The organism is uncultured Escherichia sp., assembly GCF_948475835.1.
In the GTDB taxonomy this organism is placed as follows: Bacteria; Pseudomonadota; Gammaproteobacteria; order Enterobacterales; family Enterobacteriaceae; genus ECMA0423.
In genome coordinates this window covers 1-22966 of the sequence record NZ_CAOLGM010000070.1, presented here as the reverse complement: position 1 = coordinate 22966, position 22966 = coordinate 1, and the positions used below count along the sequence as shown (strand labels likewise).

The 22966-nt window shown below is 50.5% G+C and carries 18 protein-coding genes, 2 pseudogenes and 1 riboswitch; of the genes and pseudogenes, 7 read left to right on the top strand and 13 right to left on the bottom strand.

Translation table 11 applies throughout. The features are described 5' to 3' along the window. From QZF50_RS14365 to malK, 4 genes and pseudogenes are all read right to left on the bottom strand, one after another. Positions 1–828: pseudogene (locus tag QZF50_RS14365) on the bottom strand (SopA family protein); the annotation flags it as partial. Between the two features lie 228 nt (positions 829–1056). After that, positions 1057–1977: a maltose operon protein MalM gene (gene malM, locus QZF50_RS14360; RefSeq protein ID WP_000783444.1), complete on the bottom strand. Its 921-nt coding sequence runs from the start codon at positions 1975–1977 to the stop codon at positions 1057–1059. A gap of 242 nt (positions 1978–2219) precedes the next feature. Continuing rightward, positions 2220–3560, bottom strand: coding sequence for a maltoporin LamB (gene lamB / locus QZF50_RS14355; RefSeq protein ID WP_000973658.1), 1341 nt, complete (start codon positions 3558–3560; stop codon positions 2220–2222). 71 nt (positions 3561–3631) lie between these two features. Then, positions 3632–4747 (bottom strand): maltose/maltodextrin ABC transporter ATP-binding protein MalK, encoded by a 1116-nt coding sequence (gene malK / locus QZF50_RS14350; protein ID WP_000179165.1) that lies wholly within the window; start codon positions 4745–4747, stop codon positions 3632–3634. A 364-nt stretch (positions 4748–5111) separates the two neighbouring features. On the opposite strand from malK, the gene malE reads away from it, so the two are divergent. The 4 genes and pseudogenes from malE to xylE all read left to right on the top strand — a co-directional run bounded on the left by malE (position 5112) and on the right by xylE (position 10752). After that, on the top strand, positions 5112–6302 hold the full coding sequence (gene malE / locus QZF50_RS14345; RefSeq protein WP_290388901.1) for a maltose/maltodextrin ABC transporter substrate-binding protein MalE: 1191 nt from the start codon (positions 5112–5114) through the stop codon (positions 6300–6302). Between the two features lie 153 nt (positions 6303–6455). After that, positions 6456–8000, top strand: a complete 1545-nt coding sequence (malF, locus tag QZF50_RS14340; RefSeq protein ID WP_290388900.1) for a maltose ABC transporter permease MalF — start codon at positions 6456–6458, stop codon at positions 7998–8000. A gap of 14 nt (positions 8001–8014) precedes the next feature. Beyond that, positions 8015–8905, top strand: coding sequence for a maltose ABC transporter permease MalG (gene malG / locus QZF50_RS14335; RefSeq protein WP_290388899.1), 891 nt, complete (start codon positions 8015–8017; stop codon positions 8903–8905). 371 nt (positions 8906–9276) lie between these two features. Continuing rightward, a pseudogene (gene xylE / locus QZF50_RS14330) lies at positions 9277–10752 on the top strand (D-xylose transporter XylE). 43 nt (positions 10753–10795) lie between these two features. On the opposite strand, the gene psiE reads toward xylE, so the two are convergent. Continuing rightward, on the bottom strand, positions 10796–11206 hold the full coding sequence (psiE, locus tag QZF50_RS14325) for a phosphate-starvation-inducible protein PsiE (protein WP_000202902.1): 411 nt from the start codon (positions 11204–11206) through the stop codon (positions 10796–10798). Positions 11207–11331: 125 nt separating this feature from the next. Then, the gene (locus QZF50_RS14320) at positions 11332–11460 is read right to left on the bottom strand and encodes a hypothetical protein (protein WP_001472705.1); all 129 of its coding nucleotides are present in this window, start codon (positions 11458–11460) and stop codon (positions 11332–11334) included. A 15-nt stretch (positions 11461–11475) separates the two neighbouring features. On the opposite strand from QZF50_RS14320, the gene QZF50_RS14315 reads away from it, so the two are divergent. Continuing rightward, on the top strand, positions 11476–11754 hold the full coding sequence (locus QZF50_RS14315) for a periplasmic protein (RefSeq protein WP_001295279.1): 279 nt from the start codon (positions 11476–11478) through the stop codon (positions 11752–11754). Positions 11755–11800: 46 nt separating this feature from the next. Here the strand turns inward: QZF50_RS14315 and QZF50_RS14310 are convergent, their stop codons facing one another. From QZF50_RS14310 to pgi, 5 genes are all read right to left on the bottom strand, one after another. Further along, positions 11801–13897: a YjbH domain-containing protein gene (locus QZF50_RS14310; protein WP_001472704.1), complete on the bottom strand. Its 2097-nt coding sequence runs from the start codon at positions 13895–13897 to the stop codon at positions 11801–11803. Then, positions 13897–14634, bottom strand: a complete 738-nt coding sequence (locus QZF50_RS14305) for a capsule biosynthesis GfcC family protein (protein WP_000595534.1) — start codon at positions 14632–14634, stop codon at positions 13897–13899. The genes QZF50_RS14310 and QZF50_RS14305 overlap by 1 nt, the downstream gene beginning before the upstream one ends. Then, positions 14631–15269 carry a YjbF family lipoprotein gene (locus QZF50_RS14300; protein WP_001296632.1) on the bottom strand — a complete coding sequence of 213 codons (639 nt, stop codon included), beginning with the start codon at positions 15267–15269 and terminating at the stop codon, positions 14631–14633. The genes QZF50_RS14305 and QZF50_RS14300 overlap by 4 nt, the downstream gene beginning before the upstream one ends. Before the next feature lie 113 nt (positions 15270–15382). Beyond that, entirely contained in the window at positions 15383–15625 is a 243-nt protein-coding gene (gene yjbE, locus QZF50_RS14295) for an exopolysaccharide production protein YjbE (protein ID WP_000757333.1), read from the bottom strand. Positions 15626–15979: 354 nt separating this feature from the next. Then, on the bottom strand, positions 15980–17629 hold the full coding sequence (pgi, locus tag QZF50_RS14290) for a glucose-6-phosphate isomerase (protein ID WP_000790009.1): 1650 nt from the start codon (positions 17627–17629) through the stop codon (positions 15980–15982). Positions 17630–17865: 236 nt separating this feature from the next. Then, positions 17866–18062: riboswitch (Lysine riboswitch) on the top strand. 91 nt (positions 18063–18153) lie between these two features. On the opposite strand from pgi, the gene lysC reads away from it, so the two are divergent. Together lysC and QZF50_RS14280 are read left to right on the top strand one after the other, a co-directional pair. Further along, positions 18154–19503 carry a lysine-sensitive aspartokinase 3 gene (gene lysC, locus QZF50_RS14285; RefSeq protein WP_001290316.1) on the top strand — a complete coding sequence of 450 codons (1350 nt, stop codon included), beginning with the start codon at positions 18154–18156 and terminating at the stop codon, positions 19501–19503. Between the two features lie 144 nt (positions 19504–19647). Continuing rightward, entirely contained in the window at positions 19648–20574 is a 927-nt protein-coding gene (locus QZF50_RS14280; RefSeq protein WP_000212693.1) for a zeta toxin family protein, read from the top strand. Positions 20575–20609: 35 nt separating this feature from the next. Here the strand turns inward: QZF50_RS14280 and QZF50_RS14275 are convergent, their stop codons facing one another. Both QZF50_RS14275 and QZF50_RS14270 read right to left on the bottom strand, forming a co-directional pair. Next, positions 20610–21401, bottom strand: a complete 792-nt coding sequence (locus QZF50_RS14275) for a nucleotidyltransferase domain-containing protein (protein WP_001130529.1) — start codon at positions 21399–21401, stop codon at positions 20610–20612. Between the two features lie 5 nt (positions 21402–21406). Beyond that, positions 21407–22534, bottom strand: a complete 1128-nt coding sequence (locus QZF50_RS14270) for a slipin family protein (RefSeq protein WP_290388898.1) — start codon at positions 22532–22534, stop codon at positions 21407–21409. Positions 22535–22966: the final 432 nt, after the last annotated feature.

Below are 22966 nucleotides of genomic sequence, written 5' to 3'. Positions count from 1 at the left end.
GATATAACCATCGTGATCTTCATTCCAAAATATATCTGAATAATCAATAGTTAATTCCAATTGTTCTGTAATGCAATCTTTAAAATTCCCTGTCGATATTCGCACATGATCAAACATAACAGCTGTCATATTCGATTTAATAAATGATATTTCTTTGGCAGACAGAAACTCTGCTCTGGTGAAGTGCGAAGCGTAAAGATAACAATTATCGAAGTTTGAATTTCTAATCTGACATTCGCGAAAATTACTCTGAGTAAGTTGACTCTGCGAGAAGTCAACTGTATCAAGAATATTTTTGCTGAAATCGACACATTCACCACTCGCTTTGATAAAAATCACATTGTGTAAACGTCGACATCTAAATATGACATTATCAACTATTGCAGTAGTAAAATTGGAATCCCCAATTTCTTTACATTCGAATGTTACATGTTGTAGATTTGATGATAAAAAAGACACCTTCGATATAACGTCACCTTTAAAATGACAACTTGTTAAATCCAAATCAGACAGGTCGATATACCCCTGCGCATCTTTATCCATCAGAAAATTGCAAGCGCATTCAATTTTTTTCATTTCTGTAGAATTTTACACTTATAGTATCATTACTGATTGAGACTTCACGAAACATATTTATTGCATGATTTTTTCGTTCCGTTGTTTTATATTTGAAAAAATATTGCTGATATAAATAAAGTTATCTCTGTTTAAACCTGGCACCCCATTGAAATTACGTAGTAAATCAAGATCTACTATATTATTTCCTTGCACCACATCATGTTTCATCAAAGAGTTATTGCCGCCAGAATTTAGGATATGACTTATCATAAAACCTCTGCATAACAGAAATAAAATAACCTGGAAAAGTAGCCTGAATGTCCAGACACTACCGGCGAAAGGAAAAGAATCTCTGATAAGGCATTGAGATAATGGATATTCTTAGTGAAGAAGAAGTGAGTTACTATAAAAAATCGCTCATATCCCAGGAAGGAAGCATAAAAAAAGGTGCGCCAGGAGACGCACCAGTTGTTGCAAAATCAGCACTGTGGGGCGTAATTACCCCTTGCCTTTTACACTGCTGATAAAGGTGGAACGGGCAGATGTCGATCCCAGGCGTTCAGCTTCATCAAGCAGTTTTAACGCCTTATCAACATCACCTTTCGCGACAGCGTTTTTGATCGCGGTATTAAAATAACTTTCCGTGTCGTTGAGCATCGGCTCGCTTTTCTTCACCGGTGCCGGAGCGGGTGCAGCCACAGCTGGTGCCGCCGTGTTACCTACCGTAACCGGAGCTGGAGCGGAAGAACCAAATAAAGGTCCTACCAACACGCTGGAGCTGGAGTTCGTTTTCACTTTCAGTTTCAGTAAGCCATCGGTGGTATGACGAGCAACCGGATCGGGGATATCCGGGATCGAGTTACCGACGCCCTTGGCATAGGCTTTAGCCGGGTCGAGCAGTTGGGTCGTCTGCTGGAGATCTTTTTCCGTGGTAAAGACCAGAACATAAAGTTTTTGCTGCCCCAACGCCGGTGTCAGGCGCATAACGCCTTCCAGCCGATCTGCACTCATCACGCCTGGTTCCTGGTAGGTGAAATAACTGCTGGGGAAGAAGGCTGATGGGGTCATGTTCTGATCAAGAATCAGCACGTTCGGCGCAAAAACGCTGGTTTGTTTGTTCACTTCGCTGGTCAGCGTCAGGGTCAGTTCGCCAATGTTTGCCGGGACGCTGTACGCAGCAACCGGACCACTGATGCCGGGAACGTTCAGTTGTTGGCCGCCGGTCGCCAGTTGGGTGGTCTGGGTTTTAGATTGATCGACCGGTGTCCAGGTGAGTTGTTGCAGCGCAGCAGATGGAATGGCTGGCGCGTCGCTGGTGTTTTGCGGTACGTAGTTAACATCGGCAAGGCTGATTCCAGGCGCGCTTGCCAGTAACCCTGCTGATAAACAGAGGGCGATGAGACTTTTATTCATTTTCATTGTTTTCACCTCAAAATCTGGAGCTCAGCGGTAGCCAGGCAATAGCGCGCTAAACCCGATAATCAGAGGGGCTTTCGCCCCTTTCAGATAATGACAACCTGTTTTTATGCCGGATGCGGCGTAAACGCCTTATCCGGCCTACATTTGACAGCCGTTGTAGGCCTGATAAGACGCGCAAGCGTCGCATCAGGCGTTGGTTGCCGAATGCGGCGTAAACGCCTTATCCGGCCCAGGTTTTGCTATTACCACCAGATTTCCATCTGGGCACCGAAGGTCCACTCGTCGCTGTCGCCACGACCGAAGCTGCCGCCGTTGAAATCAGCAGGAACGGCTTTGCCGTAGTTCGGGTTAACCTTGCTATCGCCGTTGTAGTCATAACCCCATTTCTCATCCCACTTGGCGTAGGTTGCGAAGACACGAATAGCCGGGCGTGACCAGATGCTGTCGCCAGCCTGCCATTGTTGTGCGAGGGTAATTTTGTACTGATTGTTCTTGTCGCCGGTGCGCTGGGATTCGACGTTGTCGTAGCCGATTTCCATCACGGTGCTCATGATTGGCGTCCACTTGTACATCGGGCGAATACCAACGGTCCACCACTTGGTGCCGTTGTCGTTATCCCAGTTGATATCCTGGTACATACCCACGTACATCATGTCCCAGTTGTCGCCCATGGAGATCGCACCGTGGTCGAGGATACGCAGCATGTGACCGTTGTTGTTGATATTGTAGGCAAATTTTTCGTTATCAAACGCGACGCCAGAACCCTGCGACAGACCTTTACCCTGCGAGGTCATCGAGTCAGTAGCGTACTGAACAACAAACTTGTTAAAGCCCTTCAGGACACTCTGAGTATGTTCAGCAGTGAATAACCAGCCGTCTTTCGATGCGCCATCAACCAGACGATAGTTATCACGCAGGTTGGCACGACCGTAGTCGACACCCAGTTCTAATGTGCCGCCCGGGTTGATTTCCATCTGCGCTAAACGCACATCGAAAACGTCGTTCGCGGTTTCGTTGGTATAGTCATAAATATTGTTGCTGGCAAAAGAGGAAGAACCACCAGCTTCAGAGGAGCGGGTTGCTGCCAGAGAGAGTTTACCGAAGCCAACATCGATGTTTTCCAGACCGGCACCAGGACCAGAAATATCCCAGTAGTAGAAGTCGATCATATGAACGTCATGACGTTGGTAGAAGCGCTTACCTGCCCAGATGGTGGAACCTGGCAGCCATTCGATCAGGTTTTTACCCTGCACGTTTGCTTCACGGAAGGCCGGATCGGTAGCTTCCCAGTCATTCTGTTGCGCGACGGAATAGGCCACGTTAGTGTCGAAATAGAAGCTCTTATCGCCCTCTTTCCACACTTCCTGACCCAATTTTAATTCAGCATAAGTTTCACATTCGTTGCCAAGACGGTATTTACTTTGAGCACCGGTAGTCTGGAAACACTGTTGTTCACCGCCGCTACCTGTCCAGCCAATACCGGAACGTGCATAGCCGTGGAAATCAACAGCCATTGCCTGAGCAGACATTACGCCCGCTGCGACGGCAACCGCCAGAGGAAGTTTGCGCAGAGTAATCATCATTCTATCTCCTGAGTCATTGCTTTTCTTTTTTCACATCACCTGTGACAGGCTTTGTGTGTTTTGTGGGGTGCTTAAACGCCCGGCTCCTTATGCAGTCGACGACATGCAGTGCCATCCTCACGGAACAGATGGCAACGCTCTGGCGGCAGGCCGATAGCGAATGTGGCACCTTCTTCTACCAACACCACGTCGTTCTGGCGGTACACCAGGTTTTGACGAATGGAAGGGATCTGGATATGGATTTGGGTTTCGTTGCCGAGTTGCTCGACGACCTGAACTTCACCCTCAAGGATGACGTCAGCGATATCACTCGGCAGTAGATGTTCCGGGCGAATACCCAGCGACATATTGGCTCCAACCTGGACATCACGGCTTTCAACTGGCAGCCAGACTTGCTGACGATTTGGCATCGGCAGCTCCACCTGCACTTGATCGATTGCGGTGGCGGTCACTTTTACCGGCAGGAAGTTCATCTTTGGCGAACCGATAAATCCGGCGACAAAACGGTCTGCCGGATAGTGGTACAGCTCCAGCGGTTTCCCAACCTGCGCCACGCGACCGGCGTCCAGCACCACGATTTTGTCGGCCAGCGTCATCGCTTCGACCTGATCGTGGGTGACGTAAATCATTGTGCGGCCCAGGCGTTTATGCAGACGGGAGATTTCGATACGCATTTGCACACGCAGTGCAGCATCGAGGTTGGAGAGCGGTTCATCGAGCAAAAATACGCTTGGCTCGGCCACCAGCGTACGGCCAATCGCCACACGCTGACGCTGACCGCCAGAGAGCGCTTTCGGTTTGCGATCCAGCAAATGCGCCAGTTGCAGCACTTCCGCCACCTGGTTAACGCGTTGGTTAATCACCTCTTTTTTTGCGCCAGCCAGTTTCAGGCCAAATGACATGTTTTCTGCTACTGACAGGTGGGGATAGAGCGCGTAAGACTGAAACACCATACCAACGCCGCGTTCTGCTGGCGGAGTGTCATTCATCCGTTTCTCACCGATGAACAGGTCGCCGCTGGTGATCGTCTCAAGCCCGGCAATCATGCGCAGTAAAGTCGATTTACCGCAGCCAGACGGTCCGACAAACACCACGAATTCACCTTCATGGATATCGAGATTGATATCTTTCGATACCACGACCTCGCCCCAGGCTTTCGTTACATTTTGCAGCTGTACGCTCGCCATGCCCTTCTCCCTTTGTAACAACCTGTCATCGACAGCAACATTCATGATGGGCTGACTATGCGTCATCAGGAGATGGCTTAAATCCTCCACCCCCTGGCTTTTTTATGGGGGAGGAGGCGGGAGGATGAGAACACGGCTTCTGTGAACTAAACCGAGGTCATGTAAGGAATTTCGTGATGTTGCTTGCAAAAATCGTGGCGATTTTATGTGCGCATCTCCACATTACCGCCAATTCTGTAACAGAGATCACACAAAGCAACGGTGGGGCGTAGGGGCAAGGAGGATGGAAAGAGGTTGCCGTATAAAGAAACTAGAGTCCGTTTAGGTGTTTTCACGAGCACTTCACCAACAAGGACCATAGATTATGAAAATAAAAACAGGTGCACGCATCCTCGCATTATCCGCATTAACGACGATGATGTTTTCCGCCTCGGCTCTCGCCAAAATCGAAGAAGGTAAACTGGTAATCTGGATTAACGGCGATAAAGGCTATAACGGTCTCGCTGAAGTCGGTAAGAAATTCGAGAAAGATACCGGAATTAAAGTCACCGTTGAGCATCCGGATAAACTGGAAGAGAAATTCCCTCAGGTTGCGGCAACTGGCGATGGCCCTGACATTATCTTCTGGGCGCACGACCGTTTTGGTGGCTACGCTCAATCTGGCCTGTTGGCTGAAATCACCCCGGACAAAGCGTTCCAGGACAAGCTGTATCCGTTTACCTGGGATGCCGTACGTTACAACGGCAAGCTGATTGCTTACCCGATCGCTGTTGAAGCGTTATCGCTGATTTATAACAAAGATCTGCTGCCGAACCCACCAAAAACCTGGGAAGAGATCCCGGCGCTGGATAAAGAACTGATAGCGAAAGGTAAGAGCGCGCTGATGTTCAACCTGCAAGAACCGTACTTCACCTGGCCGCTGATTGCTGCTGACGGGGGTTATGCGTTCAAGTATGAAAACGGCAAGTACGATATTAAAGACGTGGGCGTGGATAACGCTGGCGCGAAAGCGGGTCTGACCTTCCTGGTTGACCTGATTAAAAACAAACACATGAATGCAGACACCGATTACTCCATCGCAGAAGCTGCCTTTAATAAAGGCGAAACAGCGATGACCATCAACGGCCCGTGGGCATGGTCCAACATCGACACCAGCAAAGTGAATTATGGTGTAACGGTACTGCCGACCTTCAAGGGTCAACCATCTAAACCGTTCGTTGGCGTGCTGAGCGCCGGTATTAACGCCGCCAGTCCGAACAAAGAGCTGGCGAAAGAGTTCCTCGAAAACTATCTGCTGACTGACGAAGGTCTGGAAGCGGTCAATAAAGACAAACCGCTGGGTGCAGTGGCGCTGAAGTCTTACGAGGAAGAGTTGGCGAAAGACCCACGTATTGCCGCCACCATGGAAAACGCCCAGAAAGGTGAAATCATGCCGAACATCCCGCAGATGTCCGCTTTCTGGTATGCCGTGCGTACAGCGGTGATCAACGCCGCCAGCGGTCGTCAGACTGTCGATGAAGCCCTGAAAGACGCGCAGACTCGTATCACCAAGTAATGCTGTGAAATGCCGGATGCGGCGTGAACGCCTTGTCCGGCCTACAAAACTGAAACGCATGTAGGCCTGATAAGACGCATCAGTGTCGCATCAGGCAGTTGTTGTCGGATAAGGCGTGAAAGCCTTATCCGTCCTGGAATGAGGAAGAACCCCATGGATGTCATTAAAAAGAAACATTGGTGGCAAAGCGACGCGCTGAAATGGTCAGTGCTAGGTCTGCTCGGCCTGCTGGTGGGTTACCTTGTTGTTTTAATGTACGCACAAGGGGAATACCTGTTCGCCATTACCACGCTGATATTGAGTTCAGCGGGGCTGTATATTTTCGCCAATCGTAAAGCCTACGCCTGGCGCTATGTTTACCCGGGAATGGCTGGAATGGGATTATTCGTCCTCTTCCCTCTGGTCTGCACCATCGCCATTGCCTTCACCAACTACAGCAGCACTAACCAGCTGACTTTTGAACGTGCACAGGAAGTGTTGTTAGATCGCTCCTGGCAAGCAGGCAAAACCTATAACTTTGGTCTTTACCCGGCGGGCGATGAGTGGCAACTGGCGCTCAGTGACGGCGAAACCGGCAAAAATTACCTTTCCGACGCTTTTAAATTTGGCGGCGAGCAAAAACTGCAACTGAAAGAAACGACCGCCCAGCCCGAAGGCGAACGCGCGCATCTACGCGTGATTACCCAGAATCGTCAGGCGCTGAGTGACATTACCGCCATTCTGCCGGATGGCAACAAAGTGATGATGAGCTCCCTGCGCCAGTTTTCTGGCACGCAGCCGCTCTACACACTCGACGGTGACGGCACGTTGACGAATAATCAGAGCGGCGTGAAATATCGTCCGAATAACCAAATTGGCTTTTACCAGTCCATTACCGCCGACGGCAACTGGGGTGATGAAAAGCTAAGCCCCGGTTACACCGTGACCACCGGCTGGAAAAACTTTACCCGCGTCTTTACCGACGAAGGCATTCAGAAACCGTTCCTCGCCATTTTCGTCTGGACCGTGGTGTTCTCGCTGATCACTGTCTTTTTAACGGTGGCGGTCGGCATGGTTCTGGCATGTCTGGTGCAGTGGGAAGCGTTGCGCGGCAAAGCGGTCTATCGCGTCCTGCTGATTCTGCCCTACGCGGTGCCATCGTTCATTTCAATCTTGATTTTCAAAGGATTGTTTAACCAGAGCTTCGGTGAAATCAACATGATGTTGAGCGCGCTGTTTGGCGTGAAGCCCGCCTGGTTCAGCGATCCGACCACCGCCCGCACGATGCTGATTATCGTCAATACCTGGCTGGGTTATCCGTACATGATGATCCTCTGCATGGGCTTGCTGAAAGCGATTCCGGACGATTTGTATGAAGCCTCAGCAATGGATGGCGCAGGTCCGTTCCAGAACTTCTTTAAGATTACGCTGCCGCTGCTGATTAAACCGCTGACGCCGCTGATGATCGCCAGCTTCGCCTTTAACTTTAACAACTTCGTGCTGATTCAGCTGTTAACCAACGGCGGCCCGGATCGTCTTGGCACGACCACGCCAGCCGGTTATACCGACCTGCTTGTTAACTACACCTACCGTATCGCTTTTGAAGGCGGCGGGGGTCAGGACTTCGGTCTGGCTGCAGCAATTGCCACGCTGATCTTCCTGCCGGTGGGTGCGCTGGCGATAGTGAACCTGAAAGCCACGCGAATGAAGTTTGATTAAGGGAGATAACAAAAATGGCAATGGTCCAACCGAAATCGCAAAAAGCACGTTTGTTTATTACTCACCTGCTACTGCTACTTTTTATCGCGGCGATTATGTTCCCGCTGCTGATGGTCGTCGCTATCTCGCTGCGTCAGGGAAACTTCGCGACCGGTAGCCTGATCCCGGAGCAAATCTCCTGGGATCACTGGAAACTGGCGTTAGGTTTTAGCGTTGAACAGGCTGATGGTCGCACTACGCCACCGCCATTCCCGGTACTGCTGTGGCTGTGGAACTCGGTAAAGGTCGCCGGGATTTCCGCGATTGGCATTGTGGCGCTCTCCACCACCTGCGCCTACGCTTTCGCCCGTATGCGCTTTCCAGGCAAAGCGACGCTGCTGAAAGGAATGCTGATTTTCCAGATGTTCCCGGCAGTACTTTCACTGGTCGCGTTGTATGCGTTGTTTGATCGTCTGGGTGAGTACATTCCATTCATTGGCCTGAATACTCACGGCGGCGTAATTTTCGCGTATCTGGGTGGGATTGCGCTGCATGTCTGGACCATCAAAGGCTATTTCGAAACCATCGACAGTTCGCTGGAAGAAGCGGCGGCGCTGGATGGTGCGACACCGTGGCAGGCCTTCCGCCTTGTCCTGTTGCCGCTGTCAGTACCGATTCTGGCGGTGGTGTTCATCCTGTCGTTTATCGCTGCCATTACTGAAGTTCCGGTCGCGTCGCTGTTACTGCGTGACGTAAATAGCTACACCCTGGCCGTGGGGATGCAGCAATACCTCAACCCGCAAAACTACCTGTGGGGTGACTTTGCCGCCGCTGCCGTGATGTCTGCATTACCGATCACCATCGTCTTCTTGCTGGCTCAACGCTGGCTGGTCAACGGCCTGACGGCAGGTGGTGTGAAAGGTTAAAGATGTTGTTCTGCCAATGTTATGCCGCTGCACCCTCAACTTACGTTATCCCAACTTGTGACTATTATTCGGCGCTCCACGGAGCGCCTTTTTTTCTTTCGTCTGCAATCTGAATCGTTCGCCGGTTAATATTCCCATCATAGAACTTATTATTTTTACGTTATTTGTTTTCCCACTTACGATAATTCTCTTTCGTGCTCTGAATCACGGCAATAGTATTGTTTTTATCAATTTTGGATAATTATCACAATTAAGATCACAGAAAAGACATTACGTAAACGCATTGTAAAAAATGATAATTGCCTTAACTGCCTGACAATTCCAACATCAATGCACTGATAAAAGATCAGAATGATCTAAGGCAGGTCTGAATGAATACCCAGTATAATTCCAGTTATATATTTTCGATTACCTTAGTCGCTACATTAGGTGGTTTATTATTTGGCTACGACACCGCCGTTATTTCCGGTACTGTTGAGTCACTCAATACCGTCTTTGTTGCTCCACAAAACTTAAATGAATCCGCTGCCAACTCCCTGTTAGGGTTTTGCGTAGCCAGCGCTCTGATTGGTTGCATCATCGGCGGTGCCCTCGGTGGTTATTGCAGTAACCGCTTCGGTCGTCGTGATTCACTTAAGATTGCTGCTGTCCTGTTTTTTATTTCTGGTGTAGGTTCTGCCTGGCCAGAACTTGGTTTTACCTCTATAAACCCGGACAACACAGTGCCTGTTTATCTGGCAGGTTATGTCCCGGAATTTGTTATTTATCGCATTATTGGCGGTATTGGCGTTGGTTTAGCCTCAATGCTTTCACCAATGTATATTGCGGAACTGGCTCCAGCTCATATTCGCGGGAAACTGGTTTCATTTAACCAGTTTGCGATTATTTTCGGGCAACTTTTAGTTTACTGCGTAAACTATTTTATTGCCCGTTCCGGTGATGCCAGCTGGCTGAATACTGACGGCTGGCGTTATATGTTTGCCTCGGAATGTATCCCTGCACTGCTGTTCTTAATGCTGCTGTATACCGTGCCAGAAAGTCCTCGCTGGCTGATGTCACGCGGCAAGCAAGAACAGGCGGAAAGTATCCTGCGCAAAATTATGGGCAACACGCTTGCAACTCAGGCAGTACAGGAAATTAAACACTCCCTGGATCATGGCCGCAAAACCGGTGGTCGTCTGCTGATGTTTGGCGTGGGCGTGATTGTAATCGGCGTTATGCTCTCCATCTTCCAGCAATTTGTCGGCATCAATGTGGTGCTGTACTACGCGCCGGAAGTGTTCAAAACGCTGGGGGCCAGCACGGATATCGCGCTGTTGCAGACCATTATTGTCGGAGTTATCAACCTCACCTTTACCGTACTGGCAATTATGACGGTGGATAAATTTGGTCGTAAGCCACTGCAAATTATCGGCGCACTCGGAATGGCAATCGGTATGTTTAGCCTCGGTACCGCGTTTTACACTCAGGCATCGGGTATTGTGGCGCTACTGTCGATGCTGTTCTATGTTGCCGCCTTTGCCATGTCCTGGGGTCCGGTATGCTAGGTACTGCTGTCGGAAATCTTCCCGAATGCTATTCGTGGTAAAGCGCTGGCAATCGCGGTGGCGGCCCAGTGGCTGGCGAACTACTTCGTCTCCTGGACCTTCCCGATGATGGACAAAAACTCCTGGCTGGTGGCCCATTTCCACAACGGTTTCTCCTACTGGATTTACGGGTGTATGGGCGTTCTGGCAGCACTATTTATGTGGAAATTTGTCCCGGAAACCAAAGGTAAAACCCTTGAGGAGCTGGAAGCCCTCTGGGAACCGGAAACGAAGAAAACACAACAAACTGCTACGCTGTAATCTTCCTGTCCAGCACGCCGCGCCAGTTCGGCGTGCTGTCTTTTTACTCCCGCTTCAGCCGTTTCGAATTACACAGCCACAGAGTGATCACCAGTAACAGGATCGCAGCCGAGTAGATCAACACATCCAGTGGCGATTTATGATCGACGATGATCAAGCGCACAATGGCGGTGATCCCAATATAGACAAAGTAACGTAGCGGGAAGTGAAAACCGGACTGAAAGTACTTCACAATCAGCGCGATAAATTCGAAATAGAGAAAGTAAACCACCAGTCCTTCTACCAGCTCATATTTGCTGGTTTGTTCTGGCGCGAACAGCACATCTGCCAGATGCACCGTTTCTTTGCCGAGGAAGACAACCAAAATCAGGCCGAGGCACAGCAGGCCAAGATTGAGTACGGTCTGCAAAATGGTGGAGATAAACTCCACGCGCGGACGAGAGAGTGACGTCATAGCAGTACCTCCTTCACAGTGGCGAGCTTCCTGTATAACGCAAAAATGTGACGGAGATCTATATTTTTTGTGTATGTTTTGTTCAACCTGGATTTGGAGCGCGCCTCCACCAAAGCCGGATATACCTACCCGTAGGCCGGATAAGCCGCGCCTGGCGGCGCATCCGGCAAGACAAACCGCACCCAAGCTGGTAATTCAAAAATCACCCATTCAGGTGATTCCCAGCCACCAGCAATGCGCGAAAAATCGACCATGTTCCTCTGGAACAAATGAAACGTAACCTGATAAAGGTGGTAAAAATGAAGCCTTATTTTGCTGCTTTGATGTTATCAGTCTCTGTTCTTCCTGCTTATGCTGGTCCGCTCGGTACTGCTGATAAAGCCGACCTACCGCAAAGCAATGTCTCCAGCCCAATGATGGCCCAGTCGCTCAGGCAACCAGATCTGCAACCGATATCGACGGACAGGAAGACAGAATGTTTTCGCCTTTACACACCAGATCGCAAACCGGGGGTGAACTGCGTTCCTGATGGCTCAACAGGTCATTAAGAATGAGGGTGCCAGTGAGTGCGAAAACTGGCACCTTTCCCATGACTTAGCGGAAATTGACGCTACGGTCGCTGGTCATGTCATACAACTGGAACTTACGCCCAAGTTGCTGACCACCGTCACGCGTCAGCGGCGTCCAGCCAATCGCCGCACGGCTGCGTGTCGGGCCAGACGAGAAGAGATCCAACGGTACCGAGACATACACGCCTTTGGTGAAGTCCCCTTCGCCGTACTCCTCTTTCGAAACGTTGGTGATCGTGGCATAGCCGCCAACCACCACGCCGCTATCAAAGCGTTTGGCGATCTCCAGCGTGCCGCCTTTATCGCCCGCCAGATACTGCCCGACGCTCGCTTTCACTAACACATCCTGAGCGAAAGATGGCGTCCAGTACGCGGTCAGATGTCCGGTTTTCACGCTGTAGTCGGTGAATTTCATCATATCTTTTGCACTACGCCAGTCGCGCTGTTTAACGTAGTTGGCATCCAGACCAAACGCCCAGTTACTGTCCAGCGGGCGATACAACACTTCTGCCCCCGCACCGCCAAACATGGTTTCGAGATAACCACCGTAGACCTGACCGTAGAAGCCGTTGCCCAGATGCTGGAAGTAGTTGGCTTGCAGGTTATTCACATAGACATCGTTCTGCACATACTCGCGCACATGGGTACGAACGCGCGGTAAGTGCGAGTCCTGCGGAGGATTAGTGTAGTTAAACTTGTCGTAGTTGTTGGCAAGATTTGCAAACAGGCTGCCGGTGGTCAGCAGATGGTCCGTCAGCCACAAATCTGCCGTTCCCATCACGCCCAGCTGATACATGTAAAAGTTTTCCGGGCCACCGACCGACTGGTTCAGCACCGGATCGATGTGGAAATCAAAGCGTGATTTGTCGATATACCAGCCCTGCTCGGTGGACTTCGGAACCACTGGCTCGACGCGTTTTTGCGCCAGCGTCGTTTCGTGGCCCAACGGCTCTCCGGCGAGATGATTTTTCAGGCTGGCGACATCGGTTTCCGTCGTCACCTGCGGCATGTTAAGGCGATTTTCCGTAATGCGGATCGTTTTGATCCCATCCGGCAGATCGTTCATCACGATCCGATTAGCACGGATGATCCCTTCGCGCGAATCACGATATTTCACCTGCTCGCCGGTGACATACAGCGTATCGCCTTTCGCCTGGATCTGCGGATCGGCAAGTCCGGCATTGTATTTCAACAGCGTTAACTGATTCGCCACCACCGAATGCTGCAAAATGGCATCCTGCGGCTGCGGTTGATATTGCGGGCGGGCGTTATCGTTGTAAGACGGGCGCAGATCGTTAAAGTTGGTGCGCAGCGTGACGCCAAACATAAAGGTGTTGCCACGTTCATAGCTAAGGTTAACGTCGGCCCAATCGGTAACGCGATAAATCGCACCGACGTTAAACTTACTTTTTTGCTCCAGCTTCCCGGCAAAATCCTGCTGATAATTATTGCCTTCATACTCCAGTTTCAGGCGCAGCGGTTGCCAGGGCGTCTGGTATTCCACGCCGCCAAACAGTGAGGCAGGACCGTGGAACATCTGGCTACCGTCGATAGATCCCGCCTGTTTGTAGCTGTTATCGCGATAGCAATATTTATCACTGGCTGAACAGAGCGGATTTTTTACATTACCGCTGGTGCCCAGATAACCCCAGCCCAGGCCGAGCGTAAAATAGAACGGCCCCCAGGCTTTGCTGGCAACAAGATATTCCGCATCAAACAGCCCCGTACCGCCGATATCCCGCGCACCAACCGCCACTTGCGGCAGCCAGTAACTCTCTTCCCACAAACGCAGTTTGAGATCGAAGGCTTTATCTTTATACGTTTGATCGCCAGAGAACGCTTCGACGCTGCTGTACTGCCGGGTGCGCACGTCGGTGTAGCGCAGCGTTGTTTCCAGCCACGGGAAGAGTTGCACTGAAGCTGAGTAATAACGGTACTGATCGTTATCGCGATAGTTCAGACTCAACTCCCCTTCCCGTGCCATACGCGCGGTGGGAGTTTGTAATAATCCTACGCCACCGAAATCCGACTGCGACGGGCCAATGGGCGCAGGATATGTTTCGCCGTAGCAAGCCATGCTAATGCCCAGCGCCAGTAAGCTAAGCAGATGTCTTTTTTTCATTATTGGGGTATCCGCTGCGTCAGAGTCTGAAGAATGTCGGCGTTAAGGGCATCAGGCGTCTCACTCCAGACGGAGTCCGCGAGGCCAACATAAATAATGCTGCCGGGCATCGGCTCTACGTGACGCTTGTTCCAGTAAGCCACCGGCGCTTTTTGCGTGCGTCCGTCCGGGTAAACCACCCACGCGTAGCTGCGATCCGCACCGCTGAGCAGGCTCTGGTCAGAGAGATAGCTCGCCACGTCGCGACCTGGAGTGAATGGCTGCTTGCCAGGACGGCTGATAAGCCCGAACAACGTGACCGTGGACGGCGGTGGTCCGACCCACAGCGTGTAGTTGCCCTGCAACGGCGGGTTACCGCGTTCGGCAACGCGGACGATATCGGGATCAAGATTGATTTTTTGCCTGCCCGTCACTTTCAACGCCTGAATTTGCTGGCGTAAGGCGTTAATCGCAGCGGCATCGTCGGCGCTGGAATCTGCAGCCAGTTCTGCCAGCCGTGTCAGCAACGCCTGCTGCTGCCGCAATGCTGCCGCCGTTGCCAGCTCTTCGCTAATCACCGCACCAGGCCACCAACTGTTTGCCAGCCGCGGCTGGCCTACCAGATCGATTAAATACTCTGCGCCCGTCAGCGTTTTGGCCTCACTGCTGCCATTGCTGAATACCTTGACGGTTCCCGCCGCGAAGACCGATGACGCCCCCACACTCAAAATCAATGCGACAATAGTTTGTTTAATCATTGTTTTGCCGCCTTGATGAGAGTGGTTTTCACCGGGAAATAATCCGCGCCGAGATACTGTTCCGACTGGCGAATTTGCCCTTCGCTGTCGATCCAGTAGCGGTTATGCCAGCGCGCCTGGTCGGTGGAGACTTCTTCGTCCAGCACGCGAACCGGGGTTTCATCGCTGCCGACCTTGACGGTATCGGTGCCATCCCATTTGAAGACTGAGCGTGCGGTGGCGTAGCGTACCTGCTGGTACTCGGTCCAGCCCATCGTGCGCGTCCATGTTGCACCATCAACAATTTGTGCGGGTTTAATCAGCGGGTCGGCGGCAAGGTTATTCACTTCAATCAGGTTGTCGCCGCCAAGCAAAGTCTTCACCAGACGACCATGTTGTGTGACAAGAGTGGCTTGATCCTGAGTGACCCATTTTTGTTGTCCGTCTTCAGCGAAGGCCAGCACCACAAACAATTGCGGCCCGCCATTAAGCTGCATGTACTGGCTGGCGTAGGGCATATTTTGAATATCATCGTCCGTCAGCTGTACGCCTGGCGTGCCGAACAGACTGTCCCACAGTGAATTGCCCAGCTCTTTAGTCGTGGCTGAACAGGCCTGTAATAGCAGGCAGATAAGAATGAGTGCAGGTCGCTTCACGACTCTTCTCCAGAGGGGCAGAATAACCACACCGGAGTGTGGTTATGGTAAATCCCTTCATACTTCAAGCCACAGATGCAATGACTCAAATTATTTTGGGGATACATACTTTATTACTGGGTACTGGTGGTCGTGGTTGTGGTGGTCCCGGTATTAGAACCATCACCGCCACCGGTTGCCGCGAGCGCGACACCCACCGCCGAGCTTACGGTGCTGACGCTGGTCGCGGAGGAACTCCCCGCCGAAACCGACGTTGCTGCCGACCCTGCCGCTTCGCCCACCTGTACAGGTGCAGCCCACGCAGAAGTCGCCGCAAGCGCAGATATGGCAAAAATGCCATACAGAACTTTTTTCATAACAATTTCCCTTCATTGAATGAATGGAGATTTACCCAAAAACATTTCGGGCGGGATCGAGTATACACAACTAAAGCATGCGAATTACGGCGCGGGGAATTAGAGATGGGGTTTTAGGATAATTGGAATGAATATCAAATATAAGCTACAACTTATATATAAATAACATTAAAAATCATAATGTTAAAATAAAAGTAAAAGTAATTAATCTGAGTATTTTCCGAAATCAATCACGATTAAAAATCTATTTTAGGATTAACCTCACGGTATGATTTCCGTTAAATCACAGACAAGGGGATTTATCTGATAAAACAATGCCGACATAACGTCGGCATTGTTATTAAGGTTTTTAAATTAACCGCGCCACGCTTTATAGCGGTTAATCAGACCATTGGTCGAGCTATCGTGGCTGCTGATTTCTTTATCATCTTTCAGCTCTGGCAGAATACGGTTCGCCAGCTGTTTACCCAGCTCCACGCCCCACTGGTCGAAGGTGAAGATGTTCAGAATCACGCCCTGAGTAAAGATTTTGTGCTCATACAGCGCAATCAACGCCCCCAGGCTGAACGGAGTGATTTCGCGCAGCAGGATGGAGTTGGTCGGGCGGTTACCTTCGAACACTTTGAACGGCACCACGTAGTCAAGCGTTGCCGGATCTTTACCCTGATCACGATATTCCTGCTCAACCACTTCGCGGGATTTACCAAACGCCAGCGCTTCGGTCTGGGCGAAGAAGTTAGACAGCAGTTTCTGGTGATGATCAGAGAGCGGGTTATGGGTGATAGCCGGAGCGATGAAATCGCACGGTACCATTTTGGTTCCCTGGTGGATCAGCTGGTAGAACGCGTGCTGACCGTTAGTGCCTGGTTCACCCCAGATAATCGGGCCAGTCTGGTAATCCACAACGTTACCGTTACGGTCAACATACTTACCGTTGGACTCCATATTGCCCTGCTGGAAGTACGCCGCGAAACGGTGCATATACTGGTCATACGGCAGAATCGCCTCAGTTTCCGCACCAAAGAAATTGTTGTACCAGATGCCAATCAGCGCCAGCAGTACAGGCAGGTTTTTCTCGGCAGGCGTGGTGGAGAAATGCTTGTCCATCGCGTGTGCGCCAGAAAGCAGTTCAACGAAGTTATCAAAGCCGATGGAGAGAACAATCGACAGGCCAATCGCTGACCACAAAGAGTAACGGCCGCCGACCCAGTCCCAGAACTCGAACATGTTGGCAGTATCAATACCAAACTCGCCAACGGCTTTGGCATTGGTTGAGAGCGCCGCAAAGTGTTTCGCAACGTGTTTTTCATCACCTGCCGCTTTCAGGAACCAGTCACGCGCGCTATGGGCGTTGGTCATGGTTTCCTGAGTGGTGAAGGTTTTAGATGCTACCAGGAACAGCGTGGTTTCCGGGTTTACTTTTTTCAGCACTTCCGCGATGTGAGTCCCATCGACGTTAGAAACAAAGTGCATGTTCAGGTGATTTTTGTACGGACGCAGTGCTTCGGTCACCATGTACGGGCCGAGGTCAGAACCGCCGATCCCGATGTTCACTACGTCAGTGATTGCTTTGCCGGTATAACCCTTCCACTCACCGGAGATAATCGCTTCCGAGAAGGTTTTCATCTTCTCCAGCACCGCGTTGACTTCCGGCATTACGTCTTTGCCATCAACCAAAATCGGGGTATTGCTACGGTTACGCAGCGCTACGTGCAGCACAGCGCGGTTTTCAGTGCGGTTGATCTTCTCGCCAGAGAACATCGACTTAATCGCGCCCGCCAGATCGCACTCTTTCGCCAGATCTTGTAATTTCGCCAGCGTCTCTTCAGTGATGCGGTTTTTGGAGTAATCCACCAGCATCTGATCGCCGAAGGTTGCGGAGAACTTAGAAAAACGATCGCCGTCTTTAGCAAAAAGATCGGCGATCGTAACGTCTTTCATTTCATCGAAGTGTTTCTGTAGTGCCTGCCAGGCAGCGGTCTGCGTTGGATTGATGTTTTTCATTAGCAATACTCTTCTGATTTTGAGAATTGTGACTTTGGAAGATTGTAGCGCCAGTCACAGAAAAATGTGATGGTTTTAGTGCCGTTAGCGTAATGTTGAGTGTAAACCCTTAGCGCAGTGAAGCATTTATTAGCTGAACTACTGACCGCCAGGAGTGGATGAAAAATCCGCATGACCCCGTCGTTGACAACCGCCCCGCTCACCCTTTATTTATAAATGTACTACCTGCGCTAGCGCAGGCCAGAAGAGGCGCGTTGCCCAAGTAACGGTGTTGGAGGAGCCAGTCCTGTGATAACACCTGAGGGGGTGCATCGCCGAGGTGATTGAACGGCTGGCCACGTTCATCATCGGCTACAGGGGCTGAATCCCCTGGGTTGTCACCAGAAGCGTTCGCAGTCGGGCGTTTCGCAAGTGGTGGAGCACTTCTGGGTGAAAATAGTAGCGAAGTATCGCTCTGCGCCCACCCGTCTTCCGCTCTTCCCTTGTGCCAAGGCTGAAAATGGATCCCCTGACACGAGGTAGTTATGTCTGAAATTGTTGTCTCCAAATTTGGCGGTACCAGCGTAGCTGATTTTGACGCCATGAACCGCAGCGCTGATATTGTGCTTTCTGATGCCAACGTGCGTTTAGTAGTCCTCTCGGCTTCTGCTGGTATCACTAATCTGCTGGTCGCTTTAGCGGAAGGGCTGGAACCTGGCGAGCGATTCGAAAAACTCGACGCTATTCGCAACATCCAGTTTGCCATTCTGGAACGTCTGCGTTACCCGAACGTTATCCGTGAAGAGATTGAACGTCTGCTGGAGAACATTACTGTTCTGGCAGAAGCGGCGGCGCTGGCAACGTCTCCGGCGCTGACAGATGAGCTGGTCAGCCACGGCGAGCTGATGTCGACCCTGCTGTTTGTCGAAATCCTGCGCGAACGCGATGTTCAGGCACAGTGGTTTGATGTACGTAAAGTGATGCGTACCAACGACCGATTTGGTCGTGCAGAGCCAGATGTAGCCGCGCTGGCGGAACTGGCCGCGCTGCAGCTGCTCCCACGCCTCAATGACGGCTTAGTGATCACCCAGGGATTTATCGGTAGCGAAAATAAAGGTCGTACAACGACGCTTGGCCGTGGAGGCAGCGATTATACGGCAGCCTTGCTGGCGGAGGCTTTACACGCATCTCGTGTTGATATCTGGACCGACGTCCCGGGCATCTACACCACCGATCCACGCGTAGTTTCCGCAGCAAAACGCATTGATGAAATCGCGTTTGCCGAAGCGGCAGAGATGGCAACTTTTGGTGCAAAAGTACTGCATCCGGCAACGTTGCTACCCGCAGTACGCAGCGATATCCCGGTCTTTGTCGGCTCCAGCAAAGACCCACGCGCAGGTGGTACGCTGGTGTGCAATAAAACTGAAAATCCGCCGCTGTTCCGCGCGCTGGCGCTTCGTCGCAATCAGACTCTGCTCACTTTGCACAGCCTGAATATGCTGCATTCTCGCGGCTTCCTCGCGGAAGTTTTCGGCATCCTCGCGCGGCATAATATTTCGGTAGACTTAATCACCACGTCAGAAGTGAGCGTGGCATTAACCCTTGATACCACCGGTTCAACCTCCACTGGCGATACGTTGCTGACGCAATCTCTGCTGATGGAGCTTTCCGCACTGTGCCGGGTGGAAGTAGAAGAAGGTCTGGCGCTGGTCGCGTTGATTGGCAATGACCTGTCAAAAGCCTGCGGCGTTGGCAAAGAGGTATTCGGCGTACTGGAACCGTTCAACATTCGCATGATTTGTTACGGCGCATCCAGCCATAACCTGTGCTTCCTGGTGCCCGGCGAAGATGCCGAGCAGGTGGTGCAGAAGCTGCATTTTAATTTGTTTGAGTAATATTTCCCTACTGGCGTATAACGCTCACCGATTGTTATACGCCATCCTCACTGAAAACATAGATTAAATAATATCTGAAAAGCAAAATCACTCCTGTAGAACAGTATTATAATCACCGAAAAATATCATTTAACAGGAGTGTTAATGGCTACTTTAATGGAAAAAGATGCACTTTTAAACGGAGCCAGTCAGTGCATCGCGTTTTTATCAAATATCATTGATAATTGCTCAGTTTCGTCGCATCAGGATTCAGGCGATGCTCTCAAGCGATTAGTCAGCTATCGCGATTATCTTTATTCTACCCCCGCTGAACTTGTTGATTTTACACAAGGTAAGATTCTCCTTCAGCAGGTAAGAACTCAATATCAGCATGAATTCAACAATACTACGCATTCAGAAAATAAAGCATCTTTTGATTCTATTTGGCAGCGTCTGACAAATCATGAAGTCACACCGCAACAGCATCCCATTGGTTTTGTTTTAGGTGGGCAACCCGGAGCAGGTAAATCATCTCTGATTGAATTAGCCAAAAGAGAGACAAAAGATAATATAATGATTATTAACGGTGATGATTTTCGATTTCTACACCCTGATTTTAATTATATCTACCAAAATTATGGGGATGATTTTGTTACCCATACAGCGAAATTTTCCGGCGAAACGGTCGAACGTGCAATTGAGAGAGCGATAGTCAGTAAACTCAACATTGTTGTCGAAGGAACATTTCGTAATGCCGCGACGCCGTTACAAACATTAAAAAAACTCAAAGATGCAGGCTACCAAACAGAAGTCATGATAAAAACAACCTCAGCGGCATTAAGCTGGGAAAGCACCAATGAACGGTATAGTAAGGACAAAGAGGCGGGAAATATTGCCCGAAAAGTGGATAAAAACCACCATGATATCGTCACCGGTTTGCTGGCAGAAAATGCCCGCAAGGTGTTTGCTTCGAACCTGTCAGATAAGTTTGCGGTGTATTCGCGTGAGAAGATGATATTTAGTTCACAAGCGGCAACGAATGACGATATTGCAACACTTATACAGAATGAAATCAGCGGGAATACACAATAATAATAAGAGCTGATGGCGTGAAATAACGCCGGGCATCACGCCCGGCGCATTACCGTCTGGTACATTAAGCTATCCAGTTCCTTAACGTCCCCTTCTCTGCTATCCGGTAACAGCGGTGGAATTTCCCCACGCGCCTGTTCCGCACGAATAAACGCATGTAACAATGGACGGCGCGGACCATATTCCGCTTCTCCTGCGCGCTGTTTACGTTCCAGTAATTCGTCTATTTCTGCACGTAACGGCGCATCAAGTTCGCTTCCCGCCAGTAACTCAGCAAAGCGCATTGGCGGTACGCCTTTACCCGCTTCGACCCAGCGCACGGCCAGCAGCGGACGCAGCACGTAAAAGTATTTTTTCAGTCGAACTTCGTCGCCCTGCAAATATCCGGGGAAGTTTTTCTGCGCCATCGAATAGTAATGCCAGCGCGCACGCAGCGGAGAAAACCACATTGGGACCATTGCCTTAAACGCCGTTATCGTTTCTTCATCTTGTTGATAAATCACCGGAGAATCCAGCCATTCTATCAGCGTCGGGTTCGCGCCTTTCAATAATCCCAGCGCCTTACGCCACTCCCAACCGGAAACATCTAACTCGTCGTCGATGGGCAGCTCAATAACATCGCGCGGTGACTCTACTCGCAGATACCATTCCAGCGGGTGAACATACAAAAACCGTACATCGTAGTCGCTGTCGGGCGAGGCAAATCCCCAGCCGCGGCTCCCTGATTCACAGGCGTACAGTACTTTCACATCATACCGCCGTTCAATTTCTTTTAACTGCTGCGATACCCTTTCGCGCATCGCAGCACTGACTCCATTTAATGGCATGTTACTCACCCTTTGATATTAACCAACCCATGCAGAACCTGATCCAGACCGCCAAATACAGAGATGTTATCGATCCGCTCAGCCACTCTCTCCAGCGTTTCTAGCTCTTTTAAACGCAACGCTACCGGATTGTTCTCCATGACTTTGGCGGTGTTCAGTAACGAGCGCGTCGCTGCCGTTTCTTCACGTCGGCGAATCACATTCGCCTGCGCAGATTTCTCTGCCTCAACCAGCTGCGCGAGGATATTTTTCATATCACCAGGCAGGACGATATCTTTCACCCCTAATGAGGCAATCTCCATACCAAATGGCAACATGCGCGATTTCACCTGTTCGCTGACAACGTCATCAATGACCTGTTTATCTTCCAGCAGTTCATCCAGCGTACGAGTACCTACCGCTTCACGCAGGGCAAATTGCAATTCCCGATACAAATGATCAATCGGCTTCGTTAACTGACTAAATGCCAGCAACACGTCGCTGTAGCGCCAGTTAGCGGCGAGGTTAATCCGCAGATTGACCTTATCTTTCGTTAAGATTTCTTGCCCGCTGACTTCCAGTACCTGCAAGCGGGTGTCAACCACTTCAGCGTCAACCAGATGGTTAATTTTCCAGTATGCGGTCAGCCCCGGCGGTAACAGCGCCTGCGTTTCACCATCGATTTTCAGCACGCCTACATGCCAGGCCGGAACCTGCACCGTTAGTATTGCATCGCGGCCTTTAACTGCCCCTTTGCGCCGTGGTTGCAATACCGCATTCATCACCTCCGTTTGTACCTGGACTTGCTGCGTATTCATCCGCACCAGTGTCAAATCATCCTCTACACGCCAGTACAAACGGCGCGTTGATGGCGGCAGGATCTCCTGCAAAATACCGTCCATATACAACGCCCCGGCTTCAATCTCCGACAAGTCTGCCACCAGGCAATATTTCTCCACCCAATCAGGCTGAAAGCGGCGCAAATAATCCGCCAGCACGTCGGGAACTTCGCTGCCATCGAGCGTAATCAGCAAGACTTCTGGCGTATTTAACCAGGGTAAAAGATGCTCGCCTGCATGTAGCACTTTGTAGTAATCGCCGTTTCTGGAGAGTAATGCCAGCTGATCTATTCTTACGCTTATTTTTTTAATCATTATCTATTCCTTGCTTAACAGCCGTCGCGGAAGCAGACACGAAGCGACAGGGGAATTCCCTTTTGCCTGTTACCCGGCATCTTTATCGGCGACGTTATCGGGGATCGCTGACTGCGCAATCCCTCACTTTTTATTTAATAAGTTAAAACCAGTATTCATTTCAGGAATGAATGTGGGAATCGAACCCATAATTGGCGTCAAAGGCTGACGGAACACGCCCGGAAAACAGCCTGGCCGTTCCTGGTGTGCCGACGGGGTTTGACCCCCTTTGTAATTCAGTTTCAACGCGTACGAGATATTGCGAGAAGCGTGCCAGAATTGAGAAAAAATTATTAACCAAATGAAAAATAAAGATTTAATAAATTATTTTTGTTTGTAGAGGGAAAACTTTTCGCTAAATTTGTATCTGTATTTATCGTCAATTATCAAGAA